16 protein-coding genes are annotated in these 14,788 nt (G+C 72.2%); 11 read left to right on the forward strand and 5 right to left on the reverse strand.

Going from position 1 to position 14,788, the window contains the following annotated elements; translation table 11 throughout:
• Together AB0I22_RS25335 and AB0I22_RS25340 are read right to left on the reverse strand one after the other, a co-directional pair.
• On the reverse strand, positions 1–1,173 hold the full coding sequence (locus tag AB0I22_RS25335; protein WP_363133188.1) for a DUF6397 family protein: 1,173 nt from the start codon (positions 1,171–1,173) through the stop codon (positions 1–3).
• Positions 1,174–1,330: 157 nt separating this feature from the next.
• Positions 1,331–1,738 (reverse strand): roadblock/LC7 domain-containing protein, encoded by a 408-nt coding sequence (locus AB0I22_RS25340; RefSeq protein WP_363133189.1) that lies wholly within the window; start codon positions 1,736–1,738, stop codon positions 1,331–1,333.
• Between the two features lie 226 nt (positions 1,739–1,964).
• Between AB0I22_RS25340 and AB0I22_RS25345 the strand changes: the two genes are divergently transcribed.
• Positions 1,965–2,393 carry a PPOX class F420-dependent oxidoreductase gene (locus AB0I22_RS25345; RefSeq protein ID WP_363133190.1) on the forward strand — a complete coding sequence of 143 codons (429 nt, stop codon included), beginning with the start codon at positions 1,965–1,967 and terminating at the stop codon, positions 2,391–2,393.
• A 46-nt stretch (positions 2,394–2,439) separates the two neighbouring features.
• On the opposite strand, the gene AB0I22_RS25350 is transcribed toward AB0I22_RS25345, so the two are convergent.
• A complete protein-coding gene (locus AB0I22_RS25350; protein WP_363133191.1) occupies positions 2,440–3,375 on the reverse strand; it encodes a LysR substrate-binding domain-containing protein in 936 nt (311 codons plus the stop codon).
• 84 nt (positions 3,376–3,459) lie between these two features.
• Here AB0I22_RS25350 and AB0I22_RS25355 point away from each other — a divergent pair, with 84 nt between their 5' ends.
• The 8 genes from AB0I22_RS25355 to AB0I22_RS25390 are packed head-to-tail and all read left to right on the forward strand — an operon-like array spanning position 3,460 to position 10,521.
• Complete coding sequence (locus AB0I22_RS25355; protein ID WP_363133192.1) at positions 3,460–4,956, forward strand: 2-hydroxymuconic semialdehyde dehydrogenase; 1,497 nt, start codon at positions 3,460–3,462, stop codon at positions 4,954–4,956.
• Entirely contained in the window at positions 4,953–5,789 is an 837-nt protein-coding gene (locus tag AB0I22_RS25360; protein WP_363133193.1) for a fumarylacetoacetate hydrolase family protein, read from the forward strand. Before AB0I22_RS25355 ends, AB0I22_RS25360 begins: the two co-directional genes overlap by 4 nt.
• A complete protein-coding gene (locus tag AB0I22_RS25365) occupies positions 5,786–6,721 on the forward strand; it encodes an acetaldehyde dehydrogenase (acetylating) (RefSeq protein ID WP_363133194.1) in 936 nt (311 codons plus the stop codon). Before AB0I22_RS25360 ends, AB0I22_RS25365 begins: the two co-directional genes overlap by 4 nt.
• Positions 6,718–7,770 carry a 4-hydroxy-2-oxovalerate aldolase gene (gene dmpG / locus AB0I22_RS25370; RefSeq protein ID WP_363133195.1) on the forward strand — a complete coding sequence of 351 codons (1,053 nt, stop codon included), beginning with the start codon at positions 6,718–6,720 and terminating at the stop codon, positions 7,768–7,770. The genes AB0I22_RS25365 and dmpG overlap by 4 nt, the downstream gene beginning before the upstream one ends.
• Positions 7,767–8,561, forward strand: coding sequence for a fumarylacetoacetate hydrolase family protein (locus AB0I22_RS25375; RefSeq protein WP_363133196.1), 795 nt, complete (start codon positions 7,767–7,769; stop codon positions 8,559–8,561). The genes dmpG and AB0I22_RS25375 overlap by 4 nt, the downstream gene beginning before the upstream one ends.
• Complete coding sequence (locus tag AB0I22_RS25380) at positions 8,554–8,991, forward strand: RidA family protein (RefSeq protein WP_363133197.1); 438 nt, start codon at positions 8,554–8,556, stop codon at positions 8,989–8,991. Before AB0I22_RS25375 ends, AB0I22_RS25380 begins: the two co-directional genes overlap by 8 nt.
• Positions 8,988–9,512, forward strand: coding sequence for a 3-hydroxyanthranilate 3,4-dioxygenase (locus tag AB0I22_RS25385; protein ID WP_363133198.1), 525 nt, complete (start codon positions 8,988–8,990; stop codon positions 9,510–9,512). The genes AB0I22_RS25380 and AB0I22_RS25385 overlap by 4 nt, the downstream gene beginning before the upstream one ends.
• A gap of 4 nt (positions 9,513–9,516) precedes the next feature.
• On the forward strand, positions 9,517–10,521 hold the full coding sequence (locus AB0I22_RS25390; protein ID WP_363133199.1) for an amidohydrolase family protein: 1,005 nt from the start codon (positions 9,517–9,519) through the stop codon (positions 10,519–10,521).
• 48 nt (positions 10,522–10,569) lie between these two features.
• Here AB0I22_RS25390 and AB0I22_RS25395 read toward each other — a convergent pair whose 3' ends face one another.
• Positions 10,570–10,983 carry an ankyrin repeat domain-containing protein gene (locus tag AB0I22_RS25395; protein WP_363133200.1) on the reverse strand — a complete coding sequence of 138 codons (414 nt, stop codon included), beginning with the start codon at positions 10,981–10,983 and terminating at the stop codon, positions 10,570–10,572.
• A 388-nt stretch (positions 10,984–11,371) separates the two neighbouring features.
• Between AB0I22_RS25395 and AB0I22_RS25400 the strand changes: the two genes are divergently transcribed.
• Together AB0I22_RS25400 and AB0I22_RS25405 are read left to right on the forward strand one after the other, a co-directional pair.
• A complete protein-coding gene (locus AB0I22_RS25400; RefSeq protein WP_030882634.1) occupies positions 11,372–11,566 on the forward strand; it encodes a hypothetical protein in 195 nt (64 codons plus the stop codon).
• 86 nt (positions 11,567–11,652) lie between these two features.
• Complete coding sequence (locus AB0I22_RS25405; protein ID WP_363133201.1) at positions 11,653–13,227, forward strand: hypothetical protein; 1,575 nt, start codon at positions 11,653–11,655, stop codon at positions 13,225–13,227.
• 31 nt (positions 13,228–13,258) lie between these two features.
• Here AB0I22_RS25405 and AB0I22_RS25410 read toward each other — a convergent pair whose 3' ends face one another.
• Entirely contained in the window at positions 13,259–14,755 is a 1,497-nt protein-coding gene (locus tag AB0I22_RS25410; RefSeq protein ID WP_363133202.1) for a PLP-dependent aminotransferase family protein, read from the reverse strand.
• Positions 14,756–14,788 lie beyond the last annotated feature (33 nt).

Genomic DNA, 14,788 nt, shown 5'->3' on the forward strand with positions numbered 1-14,788 from the left:
CTAGGAGGTATGCGTCGTACGGGCCGGCTTGCCCTGGCCTACCCGTGCGCCGCGTCCGCCGCCGCCCCGATCGCTCCGGCCGGGACCACGGTGTTTGCGTCCGCGCAGCCGCGCCCACAGTCCGTGCCGAGCCGTCGGCGCGGGTTCCCTCCGGACCGCGGTTTCGTGCCGCTGAGCCCGGCACCTGGGTTCGAGCCGACGCTCCGGGTCAGGTTGCTCCCCTGGATCGGAGCAACGCCCCTGCTGAGGCGACCGGGCCTGAAGCTCCGGTTCCGGATCTGGCCGCGGCCCCGGCACCCGTTCCATCCGAGGCCACCGCTCCGGCTCCCGCGGCGGATCCGGCTCCGGTTCCGGCCTCGCCTCCGACCGCTCCTCCGGACGCGGCGCAGGCCGTGCGTCCCTCGCCTCCTCCAGTTGGACAGTGAGCCGGAAGCGGAGCCAGGCGATCTCGTCCGGGTCGTCGGCGACGGTCAGTTTCTCGATCACGTCTCGGGCCGCTGCCGCGTCCGTGCGCACCGGCGAGAGGGCGGGGCGCAGCGTGCGCAGATGGGAGTGCTCGTACGGGTCGGGTACGGCCTCGGAGAGCTGGTCGGAGTCGAGCAGCGCTGCCGTGGCCGCCGCCCGCGCCCAGGGGTCCTCGGTCTGTTCGGTCAGTTCTTCGCGCCGTCGATGGCGCCACCCGCGCGCTCGCCGGTCCGCTCCGCCGTCGAGCTCCTCCCGCATGGCGAGCGGGACACGGCCGGTCAGCAGGTCCGGCTCACGGTCGGCGAACTCGGCGAGTTCCGCCGCGAGATAGAGCCAGACCACGGCGCGGTAGCGGTTCACGTAGAAGCTCACCGGGTCGAAACGGCCGGCACGCGCGAGGCGGCCGAAGCGAGAGGCGCTGATGCCCATCAGCGCCGCCCCCTCCGTGGTGCCGAGCGTCCATACCCGGGCGCGCAGCACCTCCGGGAACCCGGCCTCCGCCGTGTGCCGCTCGATCTCCTCGCGCGCCACCCGCCACTTGCCCTGCGGGGCCGCCGGAGCCGCCGGAGCCGCCGGGAGGGTCCGTACCGCTCCCAGCCGCACCGCCAGCTCGAACTCCCTCGGTTTGAGCCGCAATTCCCTCGCCGCCGCGCCGAGCGGCACACTCTGCTTCTCGCCCTGTACGGCCTCGCGTTCCCGCACTGCCATGACGCCCTCCCCCGCACGCTTCGATCACTGACAGTGACGAATGTACCGCGAGCGCCGACAGTCCGTCTCTCCCTGTGGATAACCTCGTAAATGCCTGGTCAGAAGCGTCAAGTCAACTCACGGTCCCCCGGGCCCAAGGGCCAGGCGCTGGGCCGGGCTACGAACCAGCAGCCCCGCCCTGCTTGCGCGCCTCCACGCTCAAGTGCTCCCCGACCCGGTTCACGAGCAGCGTCATCTCGTACGCGACCTGCCCGACGTCCGCCTCCGCGCCGCTGAACACGCACAGGCAGCTCCCGTCCCCCGCCGCCGTGACGAACAGCATCCCGTCGTCGAATTCGACCATCGTCTGTCGCACCCGGCCCGCCTGGAAGTGGTTGCCGGAGCCTTTCGCAAGACTGTGCAGTCCGGCGGAGACGGCCGCCAAGTGCTCGGCGTCCTCCCTCGCCAGGTCCGAACTCGCCCCCGTCACCAGCCCGTCGTTGGACAGGACCAGCGCGTGCCGTATCTCCTCTATCCGACTGGTCAGGTCGTCCAGCAACCAGTCGAGTCCCTTGCGCAGTGCCATACCCGCCTCCCCGTGCGAATGTTCCCCGTTGTCCCCGATATCCCCGTCGCCCCCGTTATTCCAGTCGCCCCGGATATCTCCGTGGTTCCCATGGATCCCGTGGCTCCCCGAGGCTCCCCGTTGTTCCCCCGTAACTGCCGTGCCAGCCTTGCTCACCTACGCCGTCCGGGCAACCCGCCAGGCCCGCCTGCGCGCCTCTGTACAGGGGCTGTCACAGGATGGGTACATGGCAGCGAAAATGAGCAAGGATCAATGGCAGGCGTTCCTCTCGGAATCGACCCGCACCGCGAAGGTATCGACCGTACGGGCCGACGGCAGTCCGCACATCGCCCCGGTCTGGTTTCTGCTGGACGGTGACGATCTGGTCTTCAACACCGGCGCGGACACGGTCAAGGGCCGCAATCTGGCACGCGACAGCCGGATCTCGGTCTGCGTGGACGACGACCGGCCGCCGTTCTCCTTCGTCACGCTCCAGGGCCGCGCGGAGCTGATCGACGATCTCGCGGAGGTACGGGCCTGGGCGACGCGCATCGGGGCCCGTTACATGGGCGAGGAGCGGGGGGAGGAGTTCGGCGCGCGCAACGGCGTCCCCGGCGAATTGCTGGTCCGCGTCCGTATCGACAAGGTCGTGGCGCTGGCGGACCTCGCCGACTGACCCAGCCGTACCCGGGCCGCAGCCGGCCGTCCGACAGAACCACCGGTCAAGGCTCCTCGACCCGCAGCCCGTGCGCCTCCCGCCGCAAGTGCTCCAGCAGCGCACGGGCCGCCGGTGAGCAGGGCCGGTCGGCCGGTCGCAGCACGCCCACGCTGCGGCGGATGGACTTCAGCGGCGTCTCGATGAAGGCCAGTTTGTCGTCGTGCTCGGCGATCAGCATGGGCAGGGCCGCGATGACATCGGTGGACACGAGCAGTTGCCGCAGGGTGAGGATGGACGTGCACTCGATGCGGTTGTCGGGGATCGGCACGCCCTGGTAGAGGAAGGACTCTTCCAGTTCGGCCCGTAGCGCGGTCTGCTCGACGGGGAAGACCCAGGGGTAGCCGAGGAGTTGTTCCAGCGAGGTTTCGGCCCGTTCGTGCACCGGGTGTCCGACGCGCGCGACGAGCTGGATCGGTTCGAGGTAGAGCTGTTCCTGCGTCAGCCGCGGCGGCGGGGTGGCGGAGGTCAGCCGGCCCACCGTCAGGTCGACTTCCCCGGCGAGCAGGGCGGTGTGCAGCACGTCGGGGGTCGCTTCCCGTACGACGACCGTCAGGCGCGGGTGTTCGGCCTTGAGGGCCGCGATGGCGCGGGGCAGCAGCAGGTTCGAGCCCGCCAGGTGGGTGCCGACGGTCACCGAGCCGATCTCGCCCTGGGCGAGCAGCTCGATCTGGCGGCCGGCCTGGCGCAGCTGGGCCAGCATGGCGTAGGCGTGCTCGATGAAGGACTCGCCGTAGATCGTCGGGGTCACGCCGCGCGGGCCGCGGTCGAAGAGCGGTACGCCGAGGATCGCCTCCAGCTCGTGCAGTCCCCGGGTGACGACGGGCTGGGTGATGTGCAGCGTCTCGGCGGCCCGCATGATGCTGCCCTGGTCGGCGATGGCCGCCACCAAGGTCAGATGGCGCAGCTTGAGCCGCCCGTCCAGGAGTCGGTCGACCGTCATGACCTGATGGTATGCCCGTATGGGCATGGGTGAAGACCCAAAGAGCATTAGTGGAGCATGGGGGCTCGTTTCTAGGCTCGGGGCATGTCGAGCTCAGCAGCGAATGCCCCAGCGAGGACCCCGTCCGCCCCGTCCGTACACAACTTCATCAATGGCTCGTACGTGTCCGGCGTGCGCACCTTCGACAAGGTGAGCCCGGTCGACGGCTCCCTGGTCTCCCAGGTGCACGAGGCGGGCCGGGAGACCGTCGACGAGGCCGTCAAGGCGGCCCGTCGCGCCCTTGACGGCGGCTGGGGCCGGATGTCCGTGGCGGACCGGGCACGGCTGCTGCGCCGGGTGGCGGACCGGATCGAGGCCCGGTTCGACGACTTCGTCGCGGCCGAGGTCGCCGACACGGGCAAGCCGGAGGCGATGGCCCGCACGCTCGACGTGGCCCGCGCGCACGCCAATTTCCGGTCCTTCGCGGACACCGTCTCGGCGACCGGACTCGACTCGTTCCTCACCGAGACGGCCGACGGAGGGCGGGCCCTGAACTACGCCGTGCGCGGGCCGCTCGGCGTGGTCGCCGTCATCGTCCCCTGGAACCTGCCGCTGCTGCTGCTCACCTGGAAGGTGGCCCCGGCGCTGGCCTGCGGCAACGCCGTGGTCGTCAAGCCGTCGGAGGAGACCCCGGCGACGGCGACGCTGCTGGGCGAGGTGATGGCCGAGGCGGGCGTGCCCGACGGGGTCTACAACGTGGTGCACGGCTTCGGGCCGGATTCGGCGGGCGAGTTCCTCACCACCCACCCGGGCATCGACGGCGTCACCTTCACCGGGGAGTCCAAGACGGGATCGGCGATCATGCGCGCCGTGGCCCCGCTGGTGCGGCCGGTCTCCTTCGAGCTGGGCGGCAAGAACGCGGCCGTGGTCTTCGCCGACGCCGACCTGGAGCGCACGGTCGACGGACTGGCCCGTTCGGTGTTCACCAACACCGGCCAGGTCTGCCTGTGCACGGAGCGGGTGTACATCCAGCGGGAGGTCTTCGACGACGTGGCCGCGGGGCTGACGGAGCGCGCCAAGGCGCTCAGGCTCGGCCGCCCCGGGGACCCCGCGACGACCACGGGTCCGCTGATCTCCCAGGCGCACCGCGAGAAGGTGCTCTCCTATGCCGCGCTCGCGCGGGAGGAGGGCGCCACGGAGCTGACCGGCGGCGGGATTCCGGCCATGGGCGGTGAGCTGGACGCGGGCGCCTGGATCGAGCCGACCCTGTGGACCGGGCTCGACAACTCGGCGCGGACCCTGCGGGAGGAGGTCTTCGGCCCCGTCGCCGCCCTCGTCCCCTTCGACACCGAGGAGGAGGCCGTGGCACTCGCCAACGACACGGACTACGGCCTCGCCTCGTGCGTGTGGACCTCGAACCTGGAGCGCGGCCACCGCGTCGCCCAGCGGATGCGGGTCGGCATGTCCTGGGTGAACACGTGGTATCTGCGCGATCTGCGCTCCCCGTTCGGCGGCTCGGGCCTGTCCGGGGTCGGCCGCGAGGGCGGCACGCACTCGCTGCACTTCTACACCCAGCCCACCAACGTCTGCGTGCAGCTGTGAGCGCCGCCGACACCGCCCGCGCCGTGGAGCGGCTGCGCGCCGCCCAGGCCTCCGGACGGCCGTGTACGCCCGTACGGGATCTGCTCGGCGATACGGACCAGGACGCCGCGTACGCCGTACAGGCCGCCGGCATCGAGGCGCGGGTCGCCGCCGGGGCCCGCCGGGTCGGCCGCAAGATCGGGCTGACCTCGAAGGCCGTGCAGTCCCAGTTCGGGGTCTTCTCCCCCGACTTCGGGGTGCTGCTGGACGACATGGTCTACGCGGACCGCGAGCCGATCCCGCTGGACCGCTTCCTGCAGCCGCGCGTCGAGGCCGAGGTGGCGTTCGTGCTCGGCGCCGATCTCGACTCGCCGACGGCGCACGTGGCAGACGTGCTGCGCGCGACGGAGTTCGTGCTCCCCGCGCTGGAGATCGTCGATTCGCGGATCGCGCGCTGGGACATCAAGATCACCGACACCATCGCCGACAACGCCTCCAGCGGCGCCCTCGTGCTGGGCTCGACGCCGCGCCGGGTGGACGCGGTCGATCTGCCGGCCACCGGCATGGTGCTCGAACACCGCGGCGACGTCGTCTCGGTCGGCTCCGGGGCGGCCTGCCTGGGATCGCCCGCCGCGGCCGTCGCCTGGCTCGCCCGCGCCGTCGCCCGGCACGGCCACCCGCTGCGCGCCGGCGAGGTGATCCTCTCCGGTGCGCTCGGCCCGATGGTCCCCGTGCGCGGCCCCGGCAGCTACCGTGCCCGGCTGGACGGCCTGGGCGCGGTGCACGCCGTCTTCTCCGTACCCGCCCGATCCGCGGCCGGTACGGGCTCCTCCGAGGAAGGAACACGCCCATGACGGTCCCCGTCGCGATCATCGGTTCGGGCAATATCGGCACCGACCTGATGTTCAAGATCAAGCGGCTGTCGTCACAGCTGCACCTCGCTGTCATGGTCGGCATCGACCCGGACTCCGACGGCCTGGCGCGCGCCCGCCGGATGGGCGTCGCGACGACGCACGAGGGCGTGGACGGGCTGCTGAAGATGGCCGAGTTCGAGGACGTCGAGGTGGTCTTCGACGCGACCTCGGCCGGCGCCCACGCCCGTAACGACGCCCTGGTGCGCGAGCACGGCAAGCTGATGGTCGACATGACGCCCGCGGCCATCGGCCCGTACGTCGTGCCGCCCGTCAACCTCGACGCCAACCCGGACGCGACCAACGTCAACATGGTCACCTGCGGCGGCCAGGCCACCGTGCCGATCGTCGCGGCGGTCTCGCGGGTCGCGCCGGTGGCGTACGCGGAGATCGTGGCGTCGATCGCCTCGAAGTCCGCGGGGCCCGGCACCCGGGCCAACATCGACGAGTTCACCGAGACCACGGCGGCCGCGATCGAGCGGGTCGGCGGGGCCGAGCGGGGCAAGGCGATCATCGTGATGAACCCGGCCGAGCCGCCGCGGGTCATGCGGGACACCGTCTTCTGCCTGATCGAGGACGCCGACCCCGACGAGGCGGCGATCAGCGCCTCGGTGGCCGCGATGGCGGCCCAGGTGAACGAGTACGTACCGGGCTACCGGCTCAAGCAGGACGTCCAGTTCGACCCGGTCGACGAGGCGCACCTGCCGGTGCTCGGCCGGGCGTTCCGCGGCACCAAGGTGTCGGTCTTCCTGGAGGTGACCGGGGCCGGGCACTACCTGCCGGACTACGCCGGGAACCTCGACATCATGACGTCGGCCGCACTGCGCACCGCGGAACGACTGGTCGAACTGCGCCGAGGAGCGATCACCGTATGACGACCCCCGCCCCCCACGAGGTGTACGTGCAGGACGTCACCCTGCGCGACGGCATGCACGCCGTGGGCCACCGCTACACCACCGACCAGGTCACTGCCATCGCCGGGGCGCTCGACGCCGCGGGCGTCGACGCGATCGAGGTCTCGCACGGCGACGGGCTCTCCGGCCACAGCGTCACCTACGGGCACGGCTCCCACACCGACGACGAGTGGATCTCCGCGGCCGCCTCGGTCGTCAAGAACGCCAGGCTCACCACGCTCCTGATCCCCGGCATCGGGACCGTGGACGACCTCAAGCGCGCCCACTCCCTCGGCGTCACCAGCGTCCGGGTGGCCACTCACTGCACCGAGGCCGACGTCGCCGCGCAGCACATCGGCTGGGCGCGCGAGAACGGCATGGACGTCGCGGGCTTCCTGATGATGAGCCACCTCAGCCCGCCGTCCGCGCTCGCCGCCCAGGCGAAGCTGATGGAGTCCTACGGGGCGCACTGCGTCTACGTCACCGACTCCGGCGGCCGGCTGACGATGACGGACACGGCCGAGCGGGTACGGGCGTACCGCGAGGTGCTCGACGACGCCACGCAGATCGGCATCCACGCCCACGAGAACCTCTCGCTCAGCGTCGCCAACAGCGTCGTGGCCGTCGAGAACGGCGTCTCCCGGGTGGACGCCTCGCTCGCCGGGCAGGGCGCGGGCGCCGGCAACTGCCCCATAGAGGCGTTCGTCGCCGTCGCCAACCTCATGGGCTGGAAGCACGGCTGCGATGTGTTCGCCCTCCAGGACGCGGCCGACGACCTCATCCGTCCGCTCCAGAAGCGGCCGGTGCGCGTCGACCGGGAGACCCTGACGCTCGGTTACGCGGGGGTCTACTCCAGCTTCCTGCTGCACGCCGAGCGCGCCGCCGAGCGGTACGGGCTCGACACGCGGGAGATCCTGCTCGAACTCGGCCGGCGCCACATGGTCGGCGGGCAGGAAGACATGATCATCGACGTCGCGCTCGACCTGGCCCGCGCCAAGTCCGCGACCGTCCCGGCGGGAGACCCCTCATGACCAGCGCCACCGACATCGCCGAGCTCGCCATGCTCCTGGACGCCGCCGCCGAGGCCGCGGTCCCGATCGCGCAACTCACCTCCGAGCACAAGTTCTCGCTGGAGGACGCGTACGAGGTCCAGCGCGAGCTGGTCGCCCTGCGGTGCGCCCGCGGCGACTCCCTCTCCGGCGTCAAGCTGGGGTTCACCAGCCGCGCCAAGGCGCAGCAGATGGGCGTGGACGACGTCATCGCCGGCCGGATCACGCACGGGATGCGGATCACGGACGGCGGCGAGCTGGACTTCTCCCGCTACTGCCACCCCCGTATCGAGCCCGAGGTCGCCTTCCGGCTCGGCGTCGAGGTGGACCCCCAGGACGAGACGCTCGACGCGGAGACCGTCGTCGAGGCGGTCGCGCCCGCGCTGGAGGTCATCGACTCCCGGTACCGCGACTTCCGCTTCACCCTGGAGGACGTGGTGGCGGACAACACCTCCGCGGCCGCGTACGTCGTCGGCCCCTGGACCGCGTACGGGCAGGCGGGCGACCTCGCCAACCGGGGCGTGACTCTCGACGTGGACGGCGAGGTCGCCGAGACCGGCTCCACCGCGGCGATCCTGGGGCACCCGCTGCGCGCCGTGCACGCCGCGCAGCGCATGGCGCGTACGTATGGGCTGACCATGCCCGCGGGCACGGTGATCCTGGCCGGTGCGGCGACGGCGGCGGTGCCGCTGAAGCCCGGCCGGTTCGTGGAGGCCACCGTGACGGGTCTGGGCAGCGTCGGCCTTCGGGTGAGCGGTGACGCGGATGTCTGAGTCGCTGGTGGTGGCCGGCAAGGCCACGCCGCGGGGGAAGTTCCCGCACGTCAAGGTCGTCGGCGACCTGGTCTTCGTGTCCGGTACGAGCAGCCGGCTGCCCGACAACTCGATCGTGGGCGCCGAGGCCGACGAGATGGGCGCGACGCGGCTCGACATCAAGCAGCAGACGCGCGCGGTGATCGAGAACATCCGCGATGTGCTGGCCGCGGTCGGCGCGGACCTCTCCGACCTCGCCCAGGTGACCTGTTATCTGGTCAACATGAACGACTTCGCGGGCTACAACGAGGTCTACGCGGAGTACTTCGACGAGCACGGCCCGACCCGGACGACCGTCGCCGTGCACCAACTGCCCCATCCGCACCTGCTGATCGAGATCCAGGCGATCGCGCACCTCAGCCGCGGCCGCCGCCCCGAGGAGGGACGATGAGCTCCATTCCGCCCGTCATCAATTTCCCGCGCTGGATCGAGGAGCACGAGCACCTGCTCAAGCCCCCGGTCAACAACCGGCAGGTGTGGGAGCCCATGGGCGACTTCATCGTGCAGGTCGTCGGCGGGCCGAACGAGCGCACCGACTTCCATGTAGACCCCTACGAAGAGTGGTTCTACCAGGTCAAGGGCGATATCCACGTCAACCTGCGTACCGATGCGGGGATCGAGCGCGTCGACATCCGCGAGGGCGAGATGTGGATGCTGCCGCGCGAGATCCCGCACTCGCCGCAGCGCCCCGAGCCGGGCTCGATCGGCATCGTCATGGAGCGCATCCGCGAGGAGGGCGTGCTGGAGAAGTTCCAGTGGTACTGCCCGAACTGCCTGGAGCTGGTGCACGAGGTGGAGTTGCAGGTCCGGGACATCGTCAAGGACCTGCCGCCGGTCTTCACCCGGTTCTACGAGAGCCAGGACAAGCGCACCTGCCGCGCATGCGGGACGTACCACCCGGGCAGGGGCTGACCCGATGAGCGTCATCGACATCCACACCCACTACGTGCCGCGCGGCTGGCCCGATCTCGGGGCCGAAGCGGGCGGCACGGACTGGCCCTCGCTGCGGATCGAGAGCGAGCGGGACGCCATGATCATGGTGGGCTCGAAGGAGTTCCGCCGGATCGGCTCCGACTGCTGGGACGCCGAGGTGCGGCTGGCGGACATGGCCGCCGACGGGATCGACCTCCAAGTGGTCTCCCCCACCCCGGTCTTCTTCTCCTACGGCCGCCCCGGCCCCGAGGCGCTGAAGGTCTCCCGCATCTTCAACGACCTGGCCCTGGACATCTGCTCCCCGGCGCCCGACCGGCTGCTGCCGTTCGCCCAGGTGCCGCTCCAGGACCCGGAGGCGGCCTGCCGCGAACTCGACCGGTGCCTGGCGGCCGGCCATGTGGGCGTCGAGATCGGCAACCACGTCGGCGACCAGGATCTGGACTCCGCGGGTGTGGTGATGTTCCTCCAGCACTGCGCGGAGGTCGGCGCCCCGGTCTTCATCCACCCCTGGGACATGGCGAACTCGCCGCGCCTGGACCGCTGGATGGCGCAGTGGCTGACCGGGATGCCCGCCGAGACCCATCTGTCGATCCTCGCGATGATCCTCGGCGGCGTCTTCGACAAGGTCCCGGACACGCTCCGGGTGTGCTTCGCGCACGGCGGCGGGTCGTTCGCGTTCTGGCTGGGCCGGATGGAGAACGCCTGGCACGGGCGGAGCGACGTCATCGCCACCTCGCAGTTCCCCCCGTCGCACTACCTCGACCGGTTCAGCGTGGACTCGGTGGTGTTCGCGCCGGAGCCGCTGCGGCTGCTGGTGGACACGCTGGGCAGCGGTCAGGTGATGGTGGGCAGCGACTATCCGTACCCGCTGGGCGAGCGTCCGGCCGGGTCGGTGGTCCAGCGCGCCGAGTTCCTCGACGCCGACGCGAAGGCCGCCATCCTCGGCGGCAACGCACGGCGGTTCCTGAACCTCGGGGCGGCGCGGTGAGACAGGCCGGGGCTGGGGTGATCCCCGGCCCCGGCCGACAGCCGAGGCTCAATGGTCTTCGAACAGGGCGAGGAAGTCGCTCCGTTCGAAGACCTTCGCCGCTTCGACGGCCGAAGGCGATCCGGCCGACGGGTCCGCGCCGCCCTCGACGAGCAGCCGGACGACTTCGGCCTCGCCCTTGAAGACGGCCCCGGCCAGGGGGGTCTGGCCGCGGTCGTTGGGCCTGTCGGGGTCGGCGGAGCGGTGCAGGAGGGCCGCCACGGTCCCGGGGTGACCGTGGTAGGCCGCGAGCATGATGAGGGAGTCACCTGAGTCGTTGGTGAGGTTCACCGGGACCCCGGCGTCCACGTAGGCCGCGAGCGTGTCGGTGTCGCCGTGCCGGGCCAGGTCGAAGACCTTCGCCGCGAGTTGGAGCACCTCGGGGTCGTGGGCGGGCTCGGTTGCTGGGGGCTGTTCGCTCATCTCTGGTCATCCTCCGGCTGCTGCGCCTTGGCATGGGCTCCGTCCCACCCTACGGCCGGGGGCCCGGCGGGAGTCCGGTTCCACGGGTGCGGCTCTCCGGCCCGCCGTCCTTCGCCGTGTGCGGGAGCGCCGGGCCGCGCCCGTACGGGTGATTCATGAGCGTTCCGGGCCGCCGCCGCATGGGAGACGGCGGGCTCGGCAAGGATCGCCGCGGCGCGCGGGCGCGGGCCGCCTTTCGGTGCCCCTGGCGCCCTGACCGACGCTCCACAGCAGCCATTGGGATGACTTTGATGATGAATCACCCATTCGCCCCTTTTGCCACATAGGAACCTTCTGTGAGGCTGGAGGAACTCATGGTGACCGTCCCCCACCACCCAGGAGAAACCCCATGATCCTGACCATCTCGGGCGTTGTGCTGCTCGGTGTCATCGTGTTCCTCTTCTTCCGCAAGGATGGCCTCAAGGCGTCCCACGCCCTCGTCTGCGCGCTCTTCGGCTTCTACCTCGCGGGCACCGCGATCGCTCCCAGCATCAAGGCCGGCGGCGCCAGCCTCGCCAGCCTGCTGGGCGGGCTCAAGTTCTAGCGCCCCTCCCCGCGGACCGCGGCCGAAGCCTCCGGGGGCCCGCGCCGAGCCGCCCGTAACCGCATCACGACCAACTGGAGACCGACGTGGGCCGGCGACCGCTCCCCCGCATCCTGACCGCCAGCGCTCCGATCGTCCGCGGCCGCGAGTACGCGCGCACGGCCGCCGACAGCGCGACCGACGTGCTGTACCCGCTGATCGTCATCGTGCGGGGCCTGCGCGGCCTGGCCGCCGCCGGGCGGCGCAGATGGGCGGCGACCCCCAAGGAACGGCGCGGCCCCGCGCTGTTCGGACTGGCCGGCTGCGTATTCGCGCTCGCGCTGATGCCGTACGGGCCGCTGCTCGCCCTGGTCGTGCTGATGGCGGCCGCGGCGTGGACCGGGCGCGACCGCACCCCCGCGGACACCGGGCCGGGCGAGGCCGAGGCAGAGCGGCTGCAAGCGCTGTACGACGCCCTCGTGCCGTACTTCTCGGCGGCGGAGGACCCCAACCCGCTCTACACCCACGGCGGTGACTGGGAGGAGGCGTTCGGCGAGTACGAATTCGACGACGACGGGCGGCTGGTAGGCCTCCAGCTGCGCTATCCGGCCTACTTCCTCGACGGCGAGGCCGAATCCCGCGCCAGGATCGAGCAGTTGCTGCACGCCAAGTCCGGCCGGGGCCGGGAGTACCTCTTCGACTGGGACGAGGAGGGCAACAGGCTGCGGCTCAGCGTCCTTCCGGCGCTGCCCACCGGCATCCGCGCCCAGCGGTTCGTGACCGCGCCGGGTGAGACCGTGCTCGGTTTCACCGACCCCTCCGGCGTGCCGCGGACCCTGCCGGTCGCCGACGGCGAGGAGACGCGCGACGCGCCCCCGGTCGTGTGGCGCACCGGGGCGCGCTCCACGGAGCCGCATCTGCTGGCGCTGGGCCAGCCCGGCAGCGGCACGACGACGCTGCTGCGCTCCCTCGTGCTCCAGGCCCTGCCCCACGGCGACGCGTTGGTGATCGACGGCAGCGGCGCGGGCGAGTACGCGTGCCTGTCCGGCCGGGAAGGCGTACTGGCCGTCGAGTCCGGCCTGGCGGGCGCCCTCGCCACGCTGGAGTGGGCCGCGCACGAGACGGAGCGGCGGCTGATCGCCGCCAACCGGGCCCGCCAGTTGGGCAGGCCGGTGCCGCAGGACGCGCGCCGACCGCTGTGGATCATCGTGGACCGGCCGAGCGTACTGAGCCACCTCGCGGCGGCCGACGGCCGGAGCGAGCCGCAGAACCTGCTGCACGTACCGCTGCGGCACGGGCGCACGGCCAACGTCACGGTCGCGGTGGCCGAGCAGTTCGACGCGGTGGACACGCTCTGCGCCCCGGTCCGCGCCCACACCCGCGCCCGGGTCGTACTCGGCCGGGTCACGGTGGACCAGGTGCGGACGGCGCTCGGCGTGCCGCCGCACACGACGCCCGCCCGCGAGGTGCCGCCCGGCCGCGGTTACGCCCGGCTCGGCGCCGGTCCTGTCCACCGGCTCCAGGTGCCGGCCACGCCCGACCCGTACGACGAGGAGGAGGGCGAGGCGCAGCGTGCGGCCGTACTGGAGCTGCTGCCCCGGCGCACGGCGGGGGCAGACGCGGCGCCCGCCGTCGAGGCGTGCCCGGACGGCGACGGGCCGCTGCCCGTTCAGGCGACGTAGCTACCCGTTCAAGCGACGTAGCGGCGCGCGTTCAGGCGACGTAGCTGCACGGGGCCTCGGCCGTCGCCCCGGTCGCCACGAGGCGGGCCGCGGCGGCGAGCCGGACCGCGGCCTCCTCGGCGACCGGCCCCGCGACGGTGAACGGCAGCCGTACGAACCCCTCGAAGGCGCCGTCGACGCCGAAGCGGGGCCCGGAGGGCACGCGCACGCCGAGCCGCTCCCCCGCCTCGGCGATGCGCGAGCCGGACAGGCCGCCGGTGCGGGTCCACAGGGTGAGGCCGCCGTGCGGGACGGTGAACTCCCAGTCGGGCAGGTGGCGGCGGACCGCGGCGACGAGCGAGTCGCGGTTCTCGCGCGCCTGCGCCCGGCGCAGTTCGGCGGACTCGTCCCAGCCGTCGGTGGTGAGCAGCCAGGTGACCGCGAGCTGTTCGAGTACGGGCGTGCCGAGGTCGGCGTAGGCGCGGGCGGCCACGAGGCTGCGGACGACGTCGGGGGCGGCCCGGACCCAGCCGATGCGCAGCCCGGCCCAGAACGACTTGCTGACGGAGCCGACGGTGATGACGGCGCTGCCCGCCGGGTCGAAGGCGCAGACGGGGCGGGGCCGTTCGATGCCGGGGTCCAGACACAGTTCCGACATGGTCTCGTCGGCCACCAGGACCGTGCCGGCGGACCGGGCGGCCTCGACGAGCCGGCGGCGCTGGTCTTCGGGGGCGAGCGCCCCGGTGGGGTTGTGGAAGTCGGCGACGACGTAGGCCATCCGGGGCGCGGCGTCGCGCAGGACCTGGCGCCAGGCGGGGATGTCCCAGCCCGCGAGGGAGTCGGCCATCGCGACGGGCACGAGGCGGGCGCCGGTCTCGCGCATCAGCTGGAGGACGTTGGCGTACGAGGGCGACTCGACGGCGACGCGCTCGCCATGGCCCGCGATGAGCCGGCAGATGGCGGCGACGGCGCCCATGGCGCCGGTGGTGACCATGATCTGCTCGGGCATGGTCGGTATGCCGCGGGCGGTGTAGCGGTCGGCGATGGCCTCGCGCAGCACGGGGAGGCCGGCCGGGAAGTCGCCGTGGGTGTGGGCGTAGGGCGGCAGTTCTTCGAGGGCGCCCTGGAAGGCCCGGGTGAGCCAGGGTTCGGGGGCGGGCAGGGCCGCGCAGCCGAGGTCGATGACGGAGGCGGCGGTCTCCGGGGGCAGCGGGTCGAGGCCGCGGGTGGGCAGCGGCTTCCCGGCGGGCACGGAGGTCCAGCTCCCCGCGCCGCGGCGGGATTCGAGGAACCCCTCGCCGCGCAGGGCCTCGTAGGCGGCGGCGACGGTGGTGCGGCTGACGGCGAGGGCGGCGGCCAGTTCGCGCTCGGCGGGGAGCCGGGCGGCGACGGGGACGCGCCCTTCGAGGATGAGCAGCCGGACGCCGTCGGCGAGCGAGCGGTAGGCGGGTACGCGCCGACCGCCTGGTGTCCCGGCGGCGCGGGCATGCTGCGATCCGAGGAGGCGCGCGAGCTGCGGGGAGCCCACCGCCGAGGTCCACTGACTCATCAGTTGCAGTCCACCTTCCGGAGATTGGCCATG

It is taken from the genome of Streptomyces sp. NPDC050610, assembly GCF_040654875.1.
Lineage (GTDB): Bacteria > Actinomycetota > Actinomycetes > Streptomycetales > Streptomycetaceae > Streptomyces.